The sequence below is a fragment of the Nocardioides sp. T2.26MG-1 genome (genome assembly GCF_950101795.1).
In the GTDB taxonomy this organism is placed as follows: Bacteria; Actinomycetota; Actinomycetes; order Propionibacteriales; family Nocardioidaceae; genus Nocardioides.
Map to the genome: position 1 here is coordinate 158987 of NZ_CATNLZ010000032.1, position 17387 is coordinate 176373.

The 17387-nt window shown below is 72.0% G+C and carries 13 protein-coding genes and 2 pseudogenes; 12 read left to right on the forward strand and 3 right to left on the reverse strand.

The window, feature by feature from the left end; all coding sequences use genetic code 11:
* The 8 genes from dxs (at position 1) to QQZ14_RS15825 (ending at position 10421) form a co-directional block, all read left to right on the forward strand.
* On the forward strand, positions 1–1905 hold the full coding sequence (dxs, locus tag QQZ14_RS15790) for a 1-deoxy-D-xylulose-5-phosphate synthase (RefSeq protein WP_284535310.1): 1905 nt from the start codon (positions 1–3) through the stop codon (positions 1903–1905).
* A complete protein-coding gene (locus QQZ14_RS15795; protein WP_284535311.1) occupies positions 1886–3091 on the forward strand; it encodes a hypothetical protein in 1206 nt (401 codons plus the stop codon). The genes dxs and QQZ14_RS15795 overlap by 20 nt, the downstream gene beginning before the upstream one ends.
* A gap of 63 nt (positions 3092–3154) precedes the next feature.
* Entirely contained in the window at positions 3155–4657 is a 1503-nt protein-coding gene (locus QQZ14_RS15800; protein ID WP_284535312.1) for an amino acid permease, read from the forward strand.
* Between the two features lie 139 nt (positions 4658–4796).
* Positions 4797–5543, forward strand: a complete 747-nt coding sequence (locus QQZ14_RS15805; protein WP_284535313.1) for a histidine phosphatase family protein — start codon at positions 4797–4799, stop codon at positions 5541–5543.
* A gap of 7 nt (positions 5544–5550) precedes the next feature.
* Positions 5551–6405 carry an NAD(P)H-hydrate dehydratase gene (locus tag QQZ14_RS15810; protein ID WP_284535314.1) on the forward strand — a complete coding sequence of 285 codons (855 nt, stop codon included), beginning with the start codon at positions 5551–5553 and terminating at the stop codon, positions 6403–6405.
* A gap of 87 nt (positions 6406–6492) precedes the next feature.
* Positions 6493–8607 (forward strand): MMPL family transporter, encoded by a 2115-nt coding sequence (locus QQZ14_RS15815; protein ID WP_284535315.1) that lies wholly within the window; start codon positions 6493–6495, stop codon positions 8605–8607.
* 3 nt (positions 8608–8610) lie between these two features.
* Positions 8611–9780, forward strand: coding sequence for a sensor histidine kinase (locus QQZ14_RS15820; RefSeq protein WP_284535316.1), 1170 nt, complete (start codon positions 8611–8613; stop codon positions 9778–9780).
* On the forward strand, positions 9777–10421 hold the full coding sequence (locus tag QQZ14_RS15825; protein ID WP_284535317.1) for a response regulator: 645 nt from the start codon (positions 9777–9779) through the stop codon (positions 10419–10421). Before QQZ14_RS15820 ends, QQZ14_RS15825 begins: the two co-directional genes overlap by 4 nt.
* Before the next feature lie 396 nt (positions 10422–10817).
* On the opposite strand, the gene QQZ14_RS15830 is transcribed toward QQZ14_RS15825, so the two are convergent.
* Positions 10818–11534 (reverse strand): L,D-transpeptidase family protein, encoded by a 717-nt coding sequence (locus tag QQZ14_RS15830; RefSeq protein WP_284535318.1) that lies wholly within the window; start codon positions 11532–11534, stop codon positions 10818–10820.
* A gap of 123 nt (positions 11535–11657) precedes the next feature.
* Here QQZ14_RS15830 and QQZ14_RS15835 point away from each other — a divergent pair, with 123 nt between their 5' ends.
* From QQZ14_RS15835 to QQZ14_RS25430, 3 genes and pseudogenes are all read left to right on the forward strand, one after another.
* Positions 11658–12062, forward strand: a complete 405-nt coding sequence (locus QQZ14_RS15835; protein ID WP_284535319.1) for a hypothetical protein — start codon at positions 11658–11660, stop codon at positions 12060–12062.
* 215 nt (positions 12063–12277) lie between these two features.
* Positions 12278–12535: pseudogene (locus QQZ14_RS25425) on the forward strand (histidine kinase dimerization/phospho-acceptor domain-containing protein); the annotation flags it as partial.
* Positions 12536–12809: 274 nt separating this feature from the next.
* Positions 12810–12938: pseudogene (locus QQZ14_RS25430) on the forward strand (hypothetical protein); the annotation flags it as partial.
* A gap of 122 nt (positions 12939–13060) precedes the next feature.
* Here QQZ14_RS25430 and QQZ14_RS15840 read toward each other — a convergent pair.
* On the reverse strand, positions 13061–15127 hold the full coding sequence (locus tag QQZ14_RS15840) for a 3-hydroxyacyl-CoA dehydrogenase NAD-binding domain-containing protein (protein ID WP_284535320.1): 2067 nt from the start codon (positions 15125–15127) through the stop codon (positions 13061–13063).
* The gene (locus QQZ14_RS15845) at positions 15127–16338 is read right to left on the reverse strand and encodes a thiolase family protein (RefSeq protein ID WP_284535321.1); all 1212 of its coding nucleotides are present in this window, start codon (positions 16336–16338) and stop codon (positions 15127–15129) included. Before QQZ14_RS15845 ends, QQZ14_RS15840 begins: the two co-directional genes overlap by 1 nt.
* Positions 16339–16446: 108 nt before the next feature.
* Between QQZ14_RS15845 and QQZ14_RS15850 the strand changes: the two genes are divergently transcribed.
* A complete protein-coding gene (locus QQZ14_RS15850) occupies positions 16447–17385 on the forward strand; it encodes a proteasome assembly chaperone family protein (protein WP_284535323.1) in 939 nt (312 codons plus the stop codon).
* The last annotated feature ends 2 nt before the right edge of the window (positions 17386–17387 follow it).

The following is a 17387-nucleotide window of genomic DNA, read 5'->3' on the forward strand; positions in this document are numbered from 1 at the left end:
ATGGGCCTTCTCGACTCGATCACGTCCCCGCGTGACCTGCGTGGTCTCAGCGACGCCGAGCTGGACCAGCTCGCGAGCGAGATCCGCGACCTCCTGATCCGCACCGTCGCGACCAACACCGGCCACCTCGGACCCAACCTCGGCGTGGTCGAGCTGACCCTGGCGATCCACCGGGTCTTCGACTCGCCGCGCGACCGGATCGTCTTCGACACCGGCCACCAGGCCTACGTGCACAAGCTCGTCACCGGACGGGCCGCCGACTTCGGCACGCTGCGCCGCGAGGGCGGCATCAGCGGCTACCCGAGCCAGGCGGAGTCCGACCACGACATCGTGGAGAACTCCCACGCCTCCACAGCCCTCAGCTACGCCGACGGCCTCGCGAAGGCCTACACGATCCGCGGCGAGGACCGCCACGTCGTCGCGGTCATCGGCGACGGCGCGCTGACCGGGGGCATGGCCTGGGAGGCGCTCAACAACATCGCGATCGCCAAGAAGAGCCGCCTGGTGATGGTCGTGAACGACAACGGCCGCTCCTACACGCCGACCATCGGGGGTCTCGCCACGGCGCTCACCTCGCTGCGCACCAGCCCGCGCTACGAGAACGTGCTCGACATGGTCAAGCGGCGCCTCAACGCGGTCCCGGGCGTCGGGCCGGCGGCGTACGACGCCCTCCACGCGATGAAGAAGGGGCTCAAGGACGCGCTCGCGCCGCAGGGCCTCTTCGAGGACCTCGGGCTCAAGTACGTCGGCCCCGTCGACGGACACGACCGCGCGGCGATGGAGCAGGTGCTCGCGCAGGCCAAGAAGTTCAACGGACCGGTGATCGTGCACGCGATCACCCGCAAGGGCTACGGCTACGACCCCGCCGAGCGGCACGAGGCCGACCAGTTCCACGCACCCGGGCCGTTCGACGTGCAGACCGGCGCCGAGAAGCCCAAGGGCCGGATCTGGACCGACTACTTCTCCGACGCGATCGTCGAGATCGGCGAGCGCCGGCCCGACGTCGTCGGGATGACCGCGGCGATGATGCACCCCGTCGGGCTCGACGTGTTCCAGGCCCGGTTCCCCGACCGCACCTTCGACGTCGGGATCGCGGAGCAGCACGCCGCGGCCTCGGCGGCCGGCCTCGCGATGGGCGGCATGCACCCGGTGGTCGCGCTCTACGGCACGTTCCTCAACCGGGCCTTCGACCAGGTGCTGATGGACGTCGCCCTGCACAAGTGCGGCGTCACGTTCGTGCTCGACCGCTCGGGGGTCACCGGCGACGACGGCGCCAGCCACAACGGCATGTGGGACATGTCGATCCTGCAGGTCGTGCCGGGCCTGCGCCTGGCGGCGCCGCGCGACGCGACCCGGCTCGCCGAGCTGCTCGACGAGGCCATCGAGGTCGACGACGCCCCGACGGTGGTGCGCTTCCCGAAGGGCCCGCCCCCGGCCGACATCGACGCGGTCGGCCGCGCCGGCGGAGCCGACGTACTCGTCCGCAAGGGCACCAAGGACGTGCTCGTGGTCGCTGTCGGCGCGATGGCCACGACCGCCGTCGAGGTCGCCGACCGGCTGGTCGCCCAGGGCATCGGCGTCACGGTCGTCGACCCGCGCTGGGTCAAGCCGGTCGACCCGGCGATCGTGGAGCTCGCGCGCGAGCACCGGCTGGTGGTCAGCATCGAGGACAACGGCGAGACCGGCGGCTGCGGCGCCGTCCTGCTCCAGACGCTCAACGCGGCCGGCGTGCACACGCCGTTCCGGCTGCACGGCATCCCGCAGCAGTTCCTCACGCACGCGAAGCGCGCCGCGATCCTGGAGCGGATCGGCCTCACCCCGCAGGCGCTGGCGCTCGGCATCGTGGAGGACATGACCTCGCTGTCCGAGGGTCGTTCTCCCATCGATGTCGAGCAGACGACCTAGACCTCTCCGCGCCGCGCTGGCCAGCCTCCTGGCCGCGGCGGCGCTGACGGGCTGCTCCGGCTCGGACGGCGACCCCGCGCCGCCGGCGGCGGCCGCCCCGACCGACGTCGTGCAGGCGCTCGGCCGGGCACTCGACGCCCGCGCGCGGGTCGTCCGCCGTGCCGACGGCGACGCGTTCGCCCGGCTCGTCGGCGGCGGCCCGGCCTTCCGGGAGCGGCAGGAGACGTGGTTCGGCAACGTCACCCAGCTGCCGGTCGCGCAACTGTCCTACCGCGCCGACCCCGGCAGCCTGGTCCGCGAGGGCGACGCCTACCGGGTGACCGTCACCGAGTCGCTCCAGCTCGACGGGTACGACGCCGCGCCGGTCACCCGCGAGGCGCGCTATCGGTTCGCACCGACGCCGCGGCACCCCCGCCGCTTCCGGCTCACCGCGGCGACCGAGTCGGACCCCCAGCCCTGGGACACCGGCCCGGTCGAGGTGCGCGAGGGCGACGGCGTGCTCGGCGTCTTCGACCCCGAGAGCGTCGACCAGGCCCCCGCGCTGATCGCCTCGGTGGAGTCCGGCATCGCGACGGTCTCGGCCGAGGTGCCCTACGACTGGCCCGGGACGGTCGTCGTCTACGCGCTCACCGACCCGGCGTTCCTCGACGGGCTCGAGGACGTCCCCGGCGACGACCCCGGGGACCTCGACGCGGTGGCGTTCCCGGCGGGGGAGGGCACCCGCTTCGTGCTGAACCCGCGGATGGTCGCGGACCCCGGCCCCGACCGCGACCGGCTGGTGCGTCACGAGCTCACGCACGTCGCGGTCGGCACCCGCGACGACGAGGCACCGGTGTGGCTCTCCGAGGGGCTCGCGGAGTACGTCTCGGTGCGCCCGCTGGCGCCCGAGGACCGGCGCATCCCCGAGGCCGCGGTGGCCGCCGCCGAGGCGGGCGTCGACGACCTCCCCGACGACGCGACGTTCAACGACGAGGACTCCGACGCCCACTACGGCCTCGCCTGGTGGGCCGTGGAGTACCTCGCCGACGCGTACGGCGAGGACGCCCCCTGGCGGCTGCTCGACGCGATGAGCGGGTCCGGAGCCGACCCCGACACCGTGCTGCACGACCAGTTCGGCACCAGCACCCGCGAGCTCGCCCGGCAGGCCGACCGGCTGATCGTCTCGCTCTACGAGGCGGTCGGCTGACCCCAGATCACGCTGTCCGGTCGGATCGGTTTCGGACCGGGGTTCAGCGGTAACGGTGGCCTCATGAGCGTGATGCGCACGAAGTCCATCGAGCACTCCCTGGAGGACACCGAGGACCCGGAGTTCAAGCTCAAGAAGAACCTCACGGCGATCGACCTCACCGTGTTCGGCATCGGTGTCGTCATCGGTGCGGGCATCTTCACGCTCACCGGCCGGGTCGCCGCCCAGTACGCCGGCCCCGGCGTGGTGTTCTCGTTCGTGATCGCCGCGATCTGCTGCGCGCTCGCCGCGCTGTGCTACGCGGAGTTCGCCTCCACGGTGCCGGTGGCGGGGTCGGCGTACACGTTCTCCTACGCCACGCTCGGCGAGCTGGTCGCCTGGGTCATCGGCTGGGACCTGCTGCTCGAGCTGATGCTCGGTGCCTCCGTGGTCGCCCAGGGGTGGAGCACCTACCTCGTGACCTTCCTCGACGAGATCGGCATCACCTGGCCGGCGTCGATCGGACCCGCCTCCGACTTCGGCTGGGGCCACGTCAACCTGGCGGCGATCCTGCTGGTCGCGGTGCTCGGGGCGCTGATCGCGATCGGCATCAAGGAGTCGCTCCGGGTCAACCTCGTGCTCGTCGGCGTGAAGCTCTTCATCGTGCTGTTCGTCATCGTCGCGGGCCTCTTCTACGTCTCCGGCGCCAACTACGACCCGTTCATCCCGGACGCCGCCGACCCGATCGAGGCCAGCGGCCTGACCCAGCCCCTGATCCAATGGGCGTTCGGCGTGGAGCCACAGACGTTCGGGGTCCTCGGCATCATCTCCGCGGCGTCGGTGGTGTTCTTCGCCTACATCGGCTTCGACGTCGTGGCGACCACCGCCGAGGAGGCCCGCAACCCGCAGCGCGACCTGCCGCGCGGCATCCTGGGGTCCCTGGCCATCTGCACGCTGCTCTACGTCGCCGTGGCGCTGGTGATCACCGGGATGGTGCCCTACGACAAGATCGACCCCGACGCGGCACTCGCGAGCGCGTTCACGTCGGTGGGCCGGGACGGCTTCGCGACGCTGATCGCGGCCGGCGCCGTCGCGGGCCTGACGACGGTCGTGATGACGCTCCTGATCGGCGCGATCCGCGTGGTGTTCGCGATGTGCCGCGACGGACTGCTGCCGCCGAGGTTCGCGCGCACCCACCCGAGCACCGGCACGCCGATCCGGATCACCGCCGCCATCACGCTGACCGTCGCGGTCATCGCCGGGCTGACCCCGATCGGCAAGCTCGAGGAGATGGTGAACATCGGCACGCTGACCGCGTTCACGCTCGTCGCGCTGGCCGTTCCGGTGCTACGGCATACCCGGCCCGACCTCGACCGCGCGTTCCACGTCCCGTGGAGCCCGGCGGTGCCGGTCCTGGCGGCGCTGGTCTGCGTCTACCTGATGCTCAACCTCTCGATCGAGACCTGGCTGCGGTTCCTGATCTGGATGGCGCTCGGCTTCATCATCTACTTCCTCTACGGCCGCACCCACAGCCGCGTGGGGCTGAGGGAGCGGGGTGAGGCCGTGGCGCCGGTCGAGGTCGACTGAGTCGTCGAGGCACCCAGAATGCCATTTCTGGTGCCTCGACGATCGACCGGCGGCCTCAGCCCGCTCAGGCGGCGGTGATCACGAGCTCCTCGCCGACCCGGCCACGTTCGGTGCGGGGCCGGGTGGGTACGAGAGGCCCGTGGAACCTCGATGGCAGAGCGGCCCCGCCAGCATCACCCTGGTCCGACACGGCGAGAGCGTCGGCAACCGGGCCGACGTGACCGCCCGGGAGTCGGGTGCCGAGCGACTGGACCTCGACGACCGGGACGCCGACGTGGAGCTGTCCGACACCGGGGTCGAGCAGGCCGAGGCGGTGGGCCGGTGGGTGACCGGCGCCGAGCAGGACTGGCGTCCCACGCTGGTGCTCAGCTCGCCGTACCGCCGAGCGGCCGACACCGCGCGGTTCGCGACCGCGCCCCTGGACCTGTCGGTGTCGTACGACGAGCGCCTGCGTGAGCGCGACCTCGGCGTGTTCGACGGGCTGACCGGCCGGGGCATCCGGGCGCGCTACCCGGAGGAGGCCGAGCGTCGCACCCGGCTCGGCAAGTTCTACTACCAGCCCCCGAGCGGCGAGAGCTGGGCCGATGTCGTGCTGCGGGTGCGCAGCCTCCTGGGCGACCTGCGGCACGGGTACGACGGCGAGCGACTGTGGCTGTTCACCCACCAGGCCGTGATCATGGCGTTCCGCTACGCGCTGGAGGGGATCGACGAGCCCAGCCTGCTCGACATCGACCGACAGGTGCAGATCCCCAACGCCTCGCTGACCCGGTTCCACCGGGCCGGTGACCGGTTCGAGCTCGACACGTTCGCCGACACCCGGGCCGTCGACGACCAGGACGCGGAGGTCACGCACGAGGAGAGCCGGGTGGGCAGGCGTGGGGCCTGAGGTCGTCATGCCCGCGCTGCTGCGGGCCTGGCCCCTGTCGGAGCCCGGCGTCGGCAAGGACGACCGCGGCGACCTGCTCGTGCTCGGTGGCAGCGCCTCGACACCCGGTGCGGCCCTGCTCGCGGGCCTGGCCGCGCTCCGGGCAGGGGCCGGCAAGCTCGCGGTCGCCACCGTCGGATCGGCGGCGACCGCGCTGGCCGTGGCGGTGCCGGAGGCGCAGGTGGTCGGGCTGCTCGAGGACGAGGAGGGGCGGATCGACCCGCGTGCCGCGGCCGAGGTGGTCGACCGGGCCGAGGCCGCCGACGCGGTGCTGGCGGGACCCGGGCTCGAGGACCCCGACAGGGCGGACGCGCTGCTCGCGGCGGTGCTGCCGCGCCTGGGTGTGCCGGTCGTCCTCGACGCCCTCGGTACGGCGTACCTGACCAAGCGTCCCGACGGGCTCCGGCACCTCCACGGGCGGGCCGTGGTGACGGCCAACCCGACCGAGCTGGCCCACCTCGCCGGGCAGGGGGAGTGCGGCACGAGGCAGGAGCGGCTCGAGGCCGCCGCCGGGGTCGCGCGCAGGTCGGGCGTCGTCGTGCTCGTCGGGGCCGAGGACAAGCTCGTCCTCGACCCGGCCGGCCGGTCGTGGGTCGTCGAGGGCGGCGGACCGGGCCTCGGGGTGTCCGGATCGGGCGACGTGCAGGCCGGGATCGTCGCCGGGCTTCTGGCGCGCGGTGCCGAGCCGGCGCAGGCCGCGGTGTGGGGCGCCTACCTGCACGCGCGCGCCGGCGAACGGCTGGCGGGCAGCATCGGGCACGTCGGGTACCTCGCCCGCGAGCTCCCGCCTGTCATCCCCACGGTCCTCGGCGAGCTCATCTGAAGCCGACGCCGTACTCCGCGCGGAGTACGGCGAGGTGTCTGCCGTGGCCAGACGCGTCAGGCCCGCCGGCTTGACAGCCTGATCGCCATGACCACTGGACTGCGAGCGCCTGACCCCACCGATGCCGATACCCGGGCGAAGAGATCACCGGCCAAGACCCTGCTGCCCTGGCTCGTGCTGGCCGTGTGGGTCGGGCTGCTGGTGGGCGGCTACTCGCTGGCCGGCAAGCTCGACTCGGTGACCCGCGACGGCCAGGTCGACTACCTACCGGCCAGCGCGCAGTCGACCAAGGTGCTCCTGGCCGAGAACGAGCTTCCCGGGGGTGAGAACGGCCTGCTCGTGGTCGCGTACGAACGACCGGGCGGCCTCCGACCGGGCGATCGGGATGCGGTCGTGCGCGGCCAGGCCGAGCTGGCGGGGCGATTCGGCAACGACACCGAGACACCGCCCCAGATCGTCGAGTCCGACGACGGCACGGCCCTGATGTACTCGCTGCCGCTCGACCGCGAGGCGGTCGCAGAGGAGGCCGGAGCCACCGCGGACGCGCGTGACCTGCTCGCCGACCGGCCGGAGGGCCTGAACGCCTATGTCACGGGCCCGACCGCGCTCGGGGCCGACATGGACGAGGTCTTCGATGCCGTCGACTCCACGTTGATGCTCGTGACGGCGGTCGTGGTCGCGCTCCTGCTGATCCTGACCTACCGCAGTCCGCTGCTGTGGCTGGTCCCGCTCACGTCGGTCGGGGCCGCGGCGCTCATGGCGATGGGGGTCGTGTACGCACTCACCCAGGTCTTCGACCTCACCGTGACGAGCATGAGCTCGGCCCTGCTGATCGTCCTGGTCTTCGGCGCGGGCACCGACTACGCCCTGCTTCTCGTGTCTCGCTACCGCGAGGAGCTGCACCACCACGAGCGGCCGATCGACGCGATGCTGGCGGCCCTGCGTGCGGCCGGCCCGGCGATCCTTGCTTCGGCGGCGACGGTGGCGGCCGGACTGTTGTGCCTGCTGGCCGCGGATCTCAACAGCACCAGCGGACTCGGCCCCGTGGGTGCGGCGGGCATCGGGTCCGCACTGCTCGTCATGCTGACACTGTTCCCGGCCTTGCTGGTGGTGCTCGGGCGTCGGGTCTTCTGGCCGTTCGTGCCGCGGCGCGGGGTTGAGGCACACAGCTCTCGATCTGTGTGGACTCGGCTCGGCGAGCTGGTCGCGCGCCGGCGCGTCGTCAGCTGGGCGGCGCCGCTCCTGGTCCTGGGTGGTCTCGCGCTCGGCACCGTGGGTGTCAGCGGCTCGCTCCCGCAGCTGGACCAGTTCGCCCGTTCGGCACCGGAGTCGGTGACCGGGGCGAAGCTGATCGAGGCGCAGTACCCCGACGAGAGCGGTCAGCCGCTCACCGTGATGAGCCCGCCGGACAAGAGTCACGAGGTCCTGGCCGCCGTGAGCAGCACGCTGGGGGTCGCCCAGGCCGAGATCGGCCGGGCCAGCGACGACTGGGTCGAGATCTCCGTGATCCCGGTCGACCCGCCGGAGAGCGCGGCTGAGACGGCGACGATCAAGCGGCTGCGGGAGCATGTCCACGAGGTCGCCGGTGAGGCCGCGCTGGTCGGCGGGCCGAGTGCCGAAAAGCTCGACGAGACCGAGACCAACCAGCGCGACCGCATACTGGTGATGCCGCTGATCCTGCTGGTGGTGCTCGCCATCCTCGGGTTGCTGCTGCGGGCGATCGTGGCTCCACTCGTGTTGGTCGCCACTGTCGTGGTGTCGTTCTTCGGAGCCCTCGGGCTGTCCAACCTGGTGTTCGACCAGGTGCTCGGCTTCGCCGGGTTGGAGTCGTCGGTGCCCCTGATCGGGTTCCTCTTCCTGGTCGCCCTCGGTGTCGACTACAACATCTTCCTGATGACCCGGGTGCGTGAGGAAGCAGCCCGGCACGGCACTGTCGACGGCACGAAGCGTGGCCTCGCGGTGACCGGTGGCGTGATCACCTCGGCCGGCGTCGTGCTGGCGGCGACGTTCGCGGTGCTCGCCTCGCTGCCGCTCGTCATGCTCGTGGAAGTTGGGATACTGGTCGCGGTCGGCGTGCTCATCGACACCTTGCTGGTGCGGTCCATCGTGGTTCCCGCACTGACGATGTCGATGGGGTCGCGGATCTGGTGGCCCAGCAAGCTCTGGCGCACGGGAGAGGACAGTGTCGATGACCGTGTGTGAACGATGATGGCGCTCCGTCCGCCAGCGGCCGATCGGCTGCTGGCGGCCGGGTCGTTCGTGCTCGGCGTCGCCATCGCGATCACGCTCGAGGCGGTCACTGTTCTGGACGAGCGAAGCGTGGATCTGTGGGCGATCGCGCTCCTGGCCGCGATGTCGGCGCCGTTGCTGGTCCGCCGGCGCTGGCCGATCCCCGTGGTCCTCGCGGTCCTCGCCGTGTCGACGCCGTACCACATGCTCGACTATCCCCACGAGGCCGCGATGCCGGTCTTGGTGGTGGCGGCCTTCACGGCGGCGCGCCACAGCGAGCCACCGCGACCGGCCTACGCCGCCCTGGTGGCGGTGGCCGCGGTGATCCTGCCGGTCGTCGCCGCGTCGGGGGCACTTGGTAACGCTCTCCTCGGCGTCGGCTGGCTGTTCATGGCCTTCTTCGCCGGACTGGCGGTCCGCTTCCGTCAGAACTGGACGACCGCCGTCACCGCGCGGCTCGAGCAGGAGCGTGCCGACGAGGTCGAGCGGCGGGTCGCCGAGGAGCGGATCCTGATCGCTGCCGAGCTGCACGACGTCCTCGCGCACGGCCTCGCGGTCGTGAACGTCCAGGCGTCCGTCGCTGCGCACCTCATCGACCAGCTGCCGAGGCGGGAGGAACCGTCGCTGCGGGAGCTGTCGATCACGCTGCACCAACTGTCGGACACGAGCCGGACCACCCTCCACGAGCTGCGTGCCGTCCTGGACGTGCTGCATGGCGGTGAGGGCGAGCCGACGGAGCCCGCACCCCATCTCGGCGAACTGCAGCGCCTGGTGGAGATGGCCGAGGCGGCTGGTGTTCGCGTCGACGTGGAGACTGACGGACTGCGAGACGAACTGCCGTCGACGGTCTCGGTCGTGGCCTATCGGATCATCCAGGAGTCGCTCACCAATGTCATCCGACACTCGACGGCCAAGCAGGCGACCGTCCGGCTCGACCACGACGGCCACCGACTCACGATCGCGGTCGTCGATCACGGGCCCGCGCGACCGAGCTCGACCGTGGCGTCGTCCGGCTTCGGGATCGCCGGGATGACAGGGCGGGCGCAGGCCGTCGGCGGCGAGCTGTCCGCCGGGCCGGGCGAGTCCGGAGGATTCGAGGTCTGGGCCACCCTGCCGGTGCCGGAGACCTGGCGGGTGTCGTCGTGATCCGGGTCCTGCTCGCCGACGACCAGGCTCTCGTGCGCGGCGCCTTCGCGCTGCTGGTCGACTCGGCTGACGACATGGAGGTCGTCGGCGAGGCCGGCACCGGCGACGAGGCCGTGACGCTGACCCGGGACCTGCGCCCCGACGTCGTCTTGATGGACATCAGGATGCCCAGCACCGACGGGATCGAGGCGACTCGGCAGATCTTCGCCGACGATCGATCGAGCGGCAGCAAGGTGCTCATCCTGACCACGTTCGAGACGGACATCAACGTCCTGCGCGGCCTGCGCGCGGGGGCGTGTGGATTCCTGCCCAAGGACACCCGTCCGAACGCGCTGCTCGACGCGATCCGCACTGTCGCCGCGGGAGAGGCGCTGCTGTCGCCCGGCGCGACGAGGGCGGTCATCACCCGCGCGCTGAGTCACCCCGACGCGCCTGCGCCCGAGCGGCTGGCCACCCTGACGACGCGCGAACGCGAGGTGCTTCGGCTCGTCGCCGCGGGCCGAAGCAACCAGGAGATCGCCGACGAGCTGGTCGTCAGCCCGCTGACCGCCAAGACGCACGTCGGCCGCATCCTCGCGAAGCTGGGCGCTCGCGACCGGGTCCACCTCGTGATCGCCGCCTACGAAGCCGGGCTCCACTAGGGGCGAAGCCGCCTGCGCGGTGGTTGAGGTGCGAGCGAAGCCGCCTGCGCGGTGGTTGAGGTGCGAGCGAAGCCGCCTGCGCGGTGGTTGAGGTGCGAGCGAAGCCGCCTGCGCGGTGGTTGAGGTGCGAGCGAAGCCGCCTGCGCGGTGGTTGAGGTGCGAGCGAAGCGAGCCTCGAAACCACCCGCCGCAACCGTCGACTCTGTGCTTCGTCAGGTGCCCACCAGGGGTCGTGCCTCGTCGGACAGGAACAAGTTGGGCGAGGGCCGCAGCAGTCAGGCGTGGGTGATCGCGGACAAGCGACTTCGTCCTGTCTGGTTACGCCGATCGACCCGTTGATCGGTCGGCGCCGGCGAATGAGCCTCGCTCGCGGGCCTCGCGCGGCCAGGTGCTGCGTCAGACCACCCGCACCGGCGTACGCCGGACGGTGAAGTCCCACACCCTCCTGGACATCTCCCGGCTGAGCCGGATGCAGCCGTGCGACTCCGCCAGGTTGGTGCCGAGCAGCCAGTCCGCGTGGATCTGTCTGCCGTTCGCCTTCGAGCGCGGGATCCGGTGGAAGCCGATGCCGCACGGGGCGAACCGGACGAAGTCGTCCAGCCAGACCGACCCGCTCGTGGACTGGTTGAGCCTGATCCGCGCTGCCCGGCCGCAGTAGGAACCGGTGGCGTGGGCGCCCCGGCGCAGCACCCGGGGGTTGTCGACCATCCCGCCCTCGGCGACCACCCGGCCGGCGGGGCCGACCAGCCAGACCCAGTTCTGGTGCTGCGAGATCACGATCCGGCGGCCCCGCCCGGAGTGGCCGGGCACCGGACGCTGGTCGCAGCGGCCCGCCTCCCAGCGGCCCTCGGCGTACAGCTTGCGCCGGGTCCGCTCGTCCAGACGCCCGTTCTGGGCGAGACCCTGGCGCGACTGGAAGCGCAGCACCGCCGAGCGGGTGTGCGCATCCAGCCGGCCGTCCGCCGGGCCCGCCTGGCAGCCGAGGTCGTTGAGCCGCTGCTGCGCCTTCACGACCCGGTCCTGCCCGGGCGCGGCGACCGTCGGCGACGTCCCGAGCGCGAGTGCGAGGACGACGCAGACGGCACCGACGGCGGGCAGGAGCGGACGCTTCATCCGCCCATCCAACCCCGACGCCCCCCGGTGGCGAAAGGCCGGGACGGGACGGGCCTTTCTGCCCTACGCGGCACCCGGGCGCGGCGAGAACGTGGGAGACGGCCAGAAGGAAGGTGCACCACGATGCGACTTACCTGGAGGGACGGCGCGGCCGCCCTCGCCGTCGCAGCCGCAACGGCGGGGTACCTGCTGTGGTCGACCGGCACCGCGTTCCAGAGCACCTCGATCAGGGTGATCGCCCTGGGGGTGCTCGCGCTGGGCGTGGTCGGCTGCACAGCGACCGGGGACCGGATGACGGAGATGTACGGCGCGGGCGAACGCGACCACACCCCCGTCTGGTTCGTGGCCGTGACCTCCACGCTGGGCGCCAGTGCGCTCGTCGGGGGGCTGACCGCGATCATCGCGGCGAGCGAGATGATGTTGGGAGTGCTCGTCCTGTCGATGGTCGCCCTGTGGGTGCTGGCGACAGCGCGTCAGCTGGTGGCGGAACCCACGCACCACGTCCACCGTCTGCGGGCTCGTCACTGACCCGTCAGTAACGGCCACCGGGCCGACGGAGGACGTCCGGGCCGCCACGCACCCTCGGGTTCGCGGCGGCCCGGTGCCGTGCGCCCGCCGCGGTCTCGGGTTCCAGGAGCTCACGCACCCGGACGACCTGGACACCGACCTGGCGCTCTACGAGCGGGCGCTCCTGATCGGGCCGGACGAGCCTCGACGGCAAGCGGCGGATGACGCGGGAGGAGATGCCGTCGTACCGCGCCGTCCAGGGCGAGGAGTTCGACGACTACACCTACTGGGTCGGCAGCGATCCCGCGACCCGGCAGGCCTACTCCACGTTCGCGCGACAGGTGCGGGGGCCGTCGGGGGAGCCGCGGGGCGCGGCGCTCGCCTACCAGGAGATCACCGAGTTGGTCCGGGCGATCCAGGTCAAGGACGAGTTCGTGGCCGCGGTCTCGCACGAGCTGCGGACGCCGCTGACCGCGGTGCTGGGCTACCTCGAAGCTGCTGCTCGACCGCGACGACCTGGACGACGAGGCCGCGGCGCACATGCGCGTGGTGCAGCGGCACGCCCAGAGGCTGCAGGCCCTGTTGGCCGACCTGCTGCTCGTCAGCGAGGTCTCCGACGGCAGCCTGCGCCTGCAGCCCGCACCGGTGGACCTGGTCGAGGTCGTGGCGGAGGCGGTCGACGCGGCGGGGCCGTCGGCAGAGCGCAACAACATCGTGGTGCGCACGGAGATGCCAGACCGGCTGCCGGCGGTGGCGGACTGGCTGCGCATGCGGCAGGTGCTCGACAACCCGATCTCCAACGCGATCAAGTACACCGACGGCGGCGGCTCGGTCGTGGTGGCGCTGAGCCGCAGCGACGACGACCTCGGCGACGGCATCGTCATCGAGGTCGTCGACACCGGCATGGGCAAGCTCCATTCATCGAGGCCCACGGCGGGACCGTCGAGGTGGACAGCGAGCTCGGCCGGGGCACCACGTTACGCGTGGTGCTCCCCGGCCTCGCCCGCCGTCCCTGACGGTCAGTGGAAGGAGCCGAGCCCCTCGCGCTCGAGCAGCATCGTGAGCCCGCCGTTCCAGAACGAGAACCCGGCGCCGGTGATCATCGCCAGGTCGAGGTCCTCGGCGGCCACGACCACGCCCTCGTCGATCATCCGCCGGGCCTCGTCGGCCAGACCGGTCAGCACGCGGGTGCGGATCTCGGCGGGCTCGAGCACGACCGGGGAGGCCGGCTTCTCCAGCAGCGCCTCGACCTCCGGGTCGATCGCGCCGTCGGGGCCGTAGTACGACGCCTTCCGCGCCGCCACCACGCGCTCGAGGGCGGGGGAGACGTAGAAGCGGTCCGGGAACGCGCGGTGCAGCGTCTCGTTGTTGTGCAGCGCGATCGCGGGGCCAACCAGCGAGAGCAACATGAACGGCGGCATCGGGGCGACACCGGCGAACGCGCCGTCGACGACCGGCACCGGGGTGCCCTCGTCGACGATGCGGCCGACCTCGCCCATGAAGCGGCCGAGCAGCCGGTTGACGATGAACGACGGGCTGTCCTTGACCAGGATCGTGGTCTTCTTCAGCGCCTTGCCGGTCGCGAACGCGGTGGCCAGCGTGGCGTCGTCGGTGTTGTCGCCCTTGACGATCTCCAGCAGCGGCATCACCGCGACCGGGTTGAAGAAGTGGAAACCGACGACCCGCGCCGGGTGCTCGAGGTCGGCCGCCATCTCGGTGATCGACAGCGAGGAGGTGTTGGTCGCCAGCACGCACTCGGGCGAGACGACCTTCTCGACGTCGGCGAACACCGACTTCTTCACCGACATCTCCTCGAACACGGCCTCGATGACGAAGTCGGCGTCGGCGAAGTGCTCGGCCTTGTCGATGGCGCCCGTCACGAGCGCCTTGTGGCGGTTGGCCAAGTCCACGTTGATCCGGCCCTTGGCGAGCAGCTTGTCGATCTCGGCGTGCACGTAGCCCACACCCTTGTCGACGCGCTCCTGGTCGAGGTCGGTCAGCACCACCGGCACCTCGAGGCGGCGCACGAACAGCAGCGCCAGCTGGCTGGCCATCAGGCCCGCGCCGACGATGCCGACCTTGGTCACCGGCCGGGCGAGCGAACGGTCCGGGGCACCGGCGGGCCGCTTGGCCCGCTTCTGCACCAGGTCGAACGCGTACAGCGACGCGATCAGCTCGGGGGTCTTGGACATCGCCTCGAGGGCGTCGTCCTCGCGGGCGAAGCCGGCGTCGCGGTCGCCGTCGCGAGCGGCGTCGATCAGCTCGACCGCCGTACGCGCGGCGGGGCTGGCGCCCCCGGTCTTGGCCTCGACCAGCGCCCGGCCTCGGGCCACCGCCGCATCCCAGGCCTCACCGCGGTCGACGCCGCGACGCTCGACGACGGTCTCGCCGGCGAGCACGGAGTCGGCCCAGAGCAGCGACTGCTCCAGGAAGTCGGCGCCGGAGAAGACCGCGTCGGCCAGCCCGAGCTCGAAGGCGGCCTTGCCCGACAGCGTCTTGCCGTTGTTGAGCGGGTTCTCGAGGATCACGGTCACGGCCTTGTCGGCGCCGACCAGGTTGGGCACCAGGAACGCGCCGCCCCAGCCGGGCACCAGGCCGAGCATGACCTCGGGCAGGCCGAGGGCGGGGGCGCTGTCCATCACCGTGCGGTAGGTGCAGTGCAGGGCGACCTCGAGGCCGCCACCCAGCGCGAGGCCGTTGACGAAGCCGAACGACGGCTTGTGGCCGTCCTGCAGCTTGCGGAACACCGCGTGGCCGAGCTCGGCGACGACGCGCACGGCGTCCGGGCCACCCCCGGAGATCGAGGTGAGGTCGGCGCCGGCCGCGAGGATGAACGGCTTGCCGGTCACCCCGAGGGCGGCGATCTCGTCGTCGGCGAGCGCCGCGTCGATCGCCTCGTTCAGCGCGAGCAGCGAGCGCGGGCCGAACGTGTTGGGCTTGGTGTGGTCCTCGCCGTTGTCGAGCGTGATCAGCCCGAGCACGGGGCCGCCGGGCAGGCTCACCTTGCGCAGGTGGGCCTGGGTCACGCGCTCCGCGTCGGAGGAGATCTCCTGGGCGCGGGTCAGCAGGGTCGTCAGGTCGCTCATCAGGCTGCCTCTCCAGTCCAGTGCGGGTTCTCCCAGATCACGGTGCCGCCCATGCCGATGCCGATGCACATCGTGGTCAGGCCGTAGCGCACCTCGGGGCGCTCCTCGAACTGCCGGGCCAGCTGCGTCATCAGGCGCACGCCGGACGAGGCCAGCGGGTGGCCCATCGCGATCGCGCCGCCGTACGGGTTGACCCGCCCGTCGTCGTCGGCGATGCCGAAGTGCTCCAGGAAGGCGAGCACCTGGACGGCGAACGCCTCGTTGACCTCGAAGGCCTGGATGTCGTCGATGGTGAGGCCGGCCTGCTTGAGGGCCTTCTCGGTCGACGGGATCGGGCCGGCGCCCATCACCTCGGGCTCGACGCCCACGAACGAGTAGGCGACCAGCCGCATCTTCACCGGCAGGCCCAGCTCGCGGGCGGTCTCCTCGTCGGCGAGCAGCGCGGCGGTGGCGCCGTCGTTGATGCCGGCGGCGTTGCCCGCGGTGACCTTCCCGTGCGCACGGAACGGCGTCTTGAGCGTCGCGAGCGACTCCATCGTCGTGCCCGGGCGCATCGGCTCGTCGCTGGTGGCCAGGCCCCAGCCGAGGTCGGTGGACTTGGTGGCCACGGGGACCAGGTCCGGCTGGATCTTCCCGGCGTCGTACGCCGCGGCCGTCTTCTGCTGCGAGCGCACGGCGTAGGCGTCGACGCGCTCCTTGGTGATCGTCGGGTAGCGGTCGTGCAGGTTCTCGGCGGTCTTGCCCATCACGAGCGCGTCGGGGTTCACGATCCGCTCGGAGAGGATCCGCGGGTTGGGGTCGACGCCCTCGCCCATCGGGTGGCGTCCCATGTGCTCGACTCCGCCGGCGATCGCGACGTCGTAGGCGCCGAACGCGATGCCGGACGCGGTGGTCGTGACCGCGGTCATCGCGCCCGCGCACATCCGGTCGATCGCGAAGCCCGGCACGCTCTGCGGCAGCCCCGCGAGCAGAGCGGCGGTGCGGCCGATGGTCAGGCCCTGGTCACCGATCTGGGTGGTGGCCGCGACGGCCACCTCGTCGACGCGCTCCGGGGGCAACGAGGGGTTGCGCCGCAGGAGCTCGCGGATGCACTTGATCACGAGGTCGTCGGCGCGGGTCTCGGCGTACTGGCCGTTGGCCTTGCCGACGCCGAAGGGGGTGCGGACGCCGTCGACGAAGACGACCTCTCGCAGCTGTCGGGAACCGCTCATGTCCGGGGGGTCTCCTTGGGATCGGGAATGCCCCGAAGGTTACCCCGCGGTAACAACGCGGTCACCCGTGCCGCATGTGACCTCGGCCTCGCCACTACGCTGTGCCCCATGCCTGAGCGCCTGGTGCACATCGTCGACGAGGTCCCCGAGCTCGACGACGTGCAGTCATTGACGCTCGTGCTCGTGCTGGACGGCTTCCTCGACGCCGGCAACGCCGCGGGCCGGGCCGCCCAGCACCTCGTCGACCTCTCCGAGGGCCCGGTCGTCGCGACGTTCGACGTGGACGAGTTCCACGACTACCGCGCCCGCCGCCCCCCGATGTCGTTCGTCCGGGACCACTACGACGCCTACGACGCGCCGCGCCTGGTCGTGCGGCTGCTCAACGACACCGGCGGGACGCCGTACCTCCTGCTGCAGGGGCCCGAGCCCGACAACCGCTGGGAGGCGTTCTGCCGCGCGGTGCGCGAGGTCGTCGAGCGCTTCGGCGTCACCCGGGTCGTCGGGATGGGCGCGGTGCCGATGGCGGTGCCGCACACCCGTCCGATCGCGATCACGCACCACGCCAACAAGCCCGGGCTGATCACCGGCGAGAGCCCCTGGCGCGGTGAGCTGCGCATCCCCAGCAGCGCCCAGGCCCTGCTGGAGGTCCGGCTGGGGGAGTGGGGTCACGACGCGATGGGGTTCGTCGCGCACATCCCGCACTACCTCGCCCAGATGGACTACCCCCGCGCGTCCGCCGCGCTGCTCGAGCAGGTCGAGATCGCCGGCCGGCTGACCGTCGACCTCTCCGGGCTGCGCGCGGAGGCCGAGGACCGGGAGGCCGAGATCGCCCGCTACCTGGCCGCCAACGAGGAGGTCGCCGAGGTGGTCGCCGCGCTCGAGCGGCAGTACGACGCGTTCGAGCGTGCCGAGGAGAGCGGCTCCAGCCTGCTGGCCCAGGAGCAGCGGCTGCCCACCGGCGAGGAGATCGGCAAGGAGTTCGAACGGTTCCTGGCCGGGCTCGACCGGCCCGGCCCCGACACCGACGCCGACGAGACCCAGGACTGACG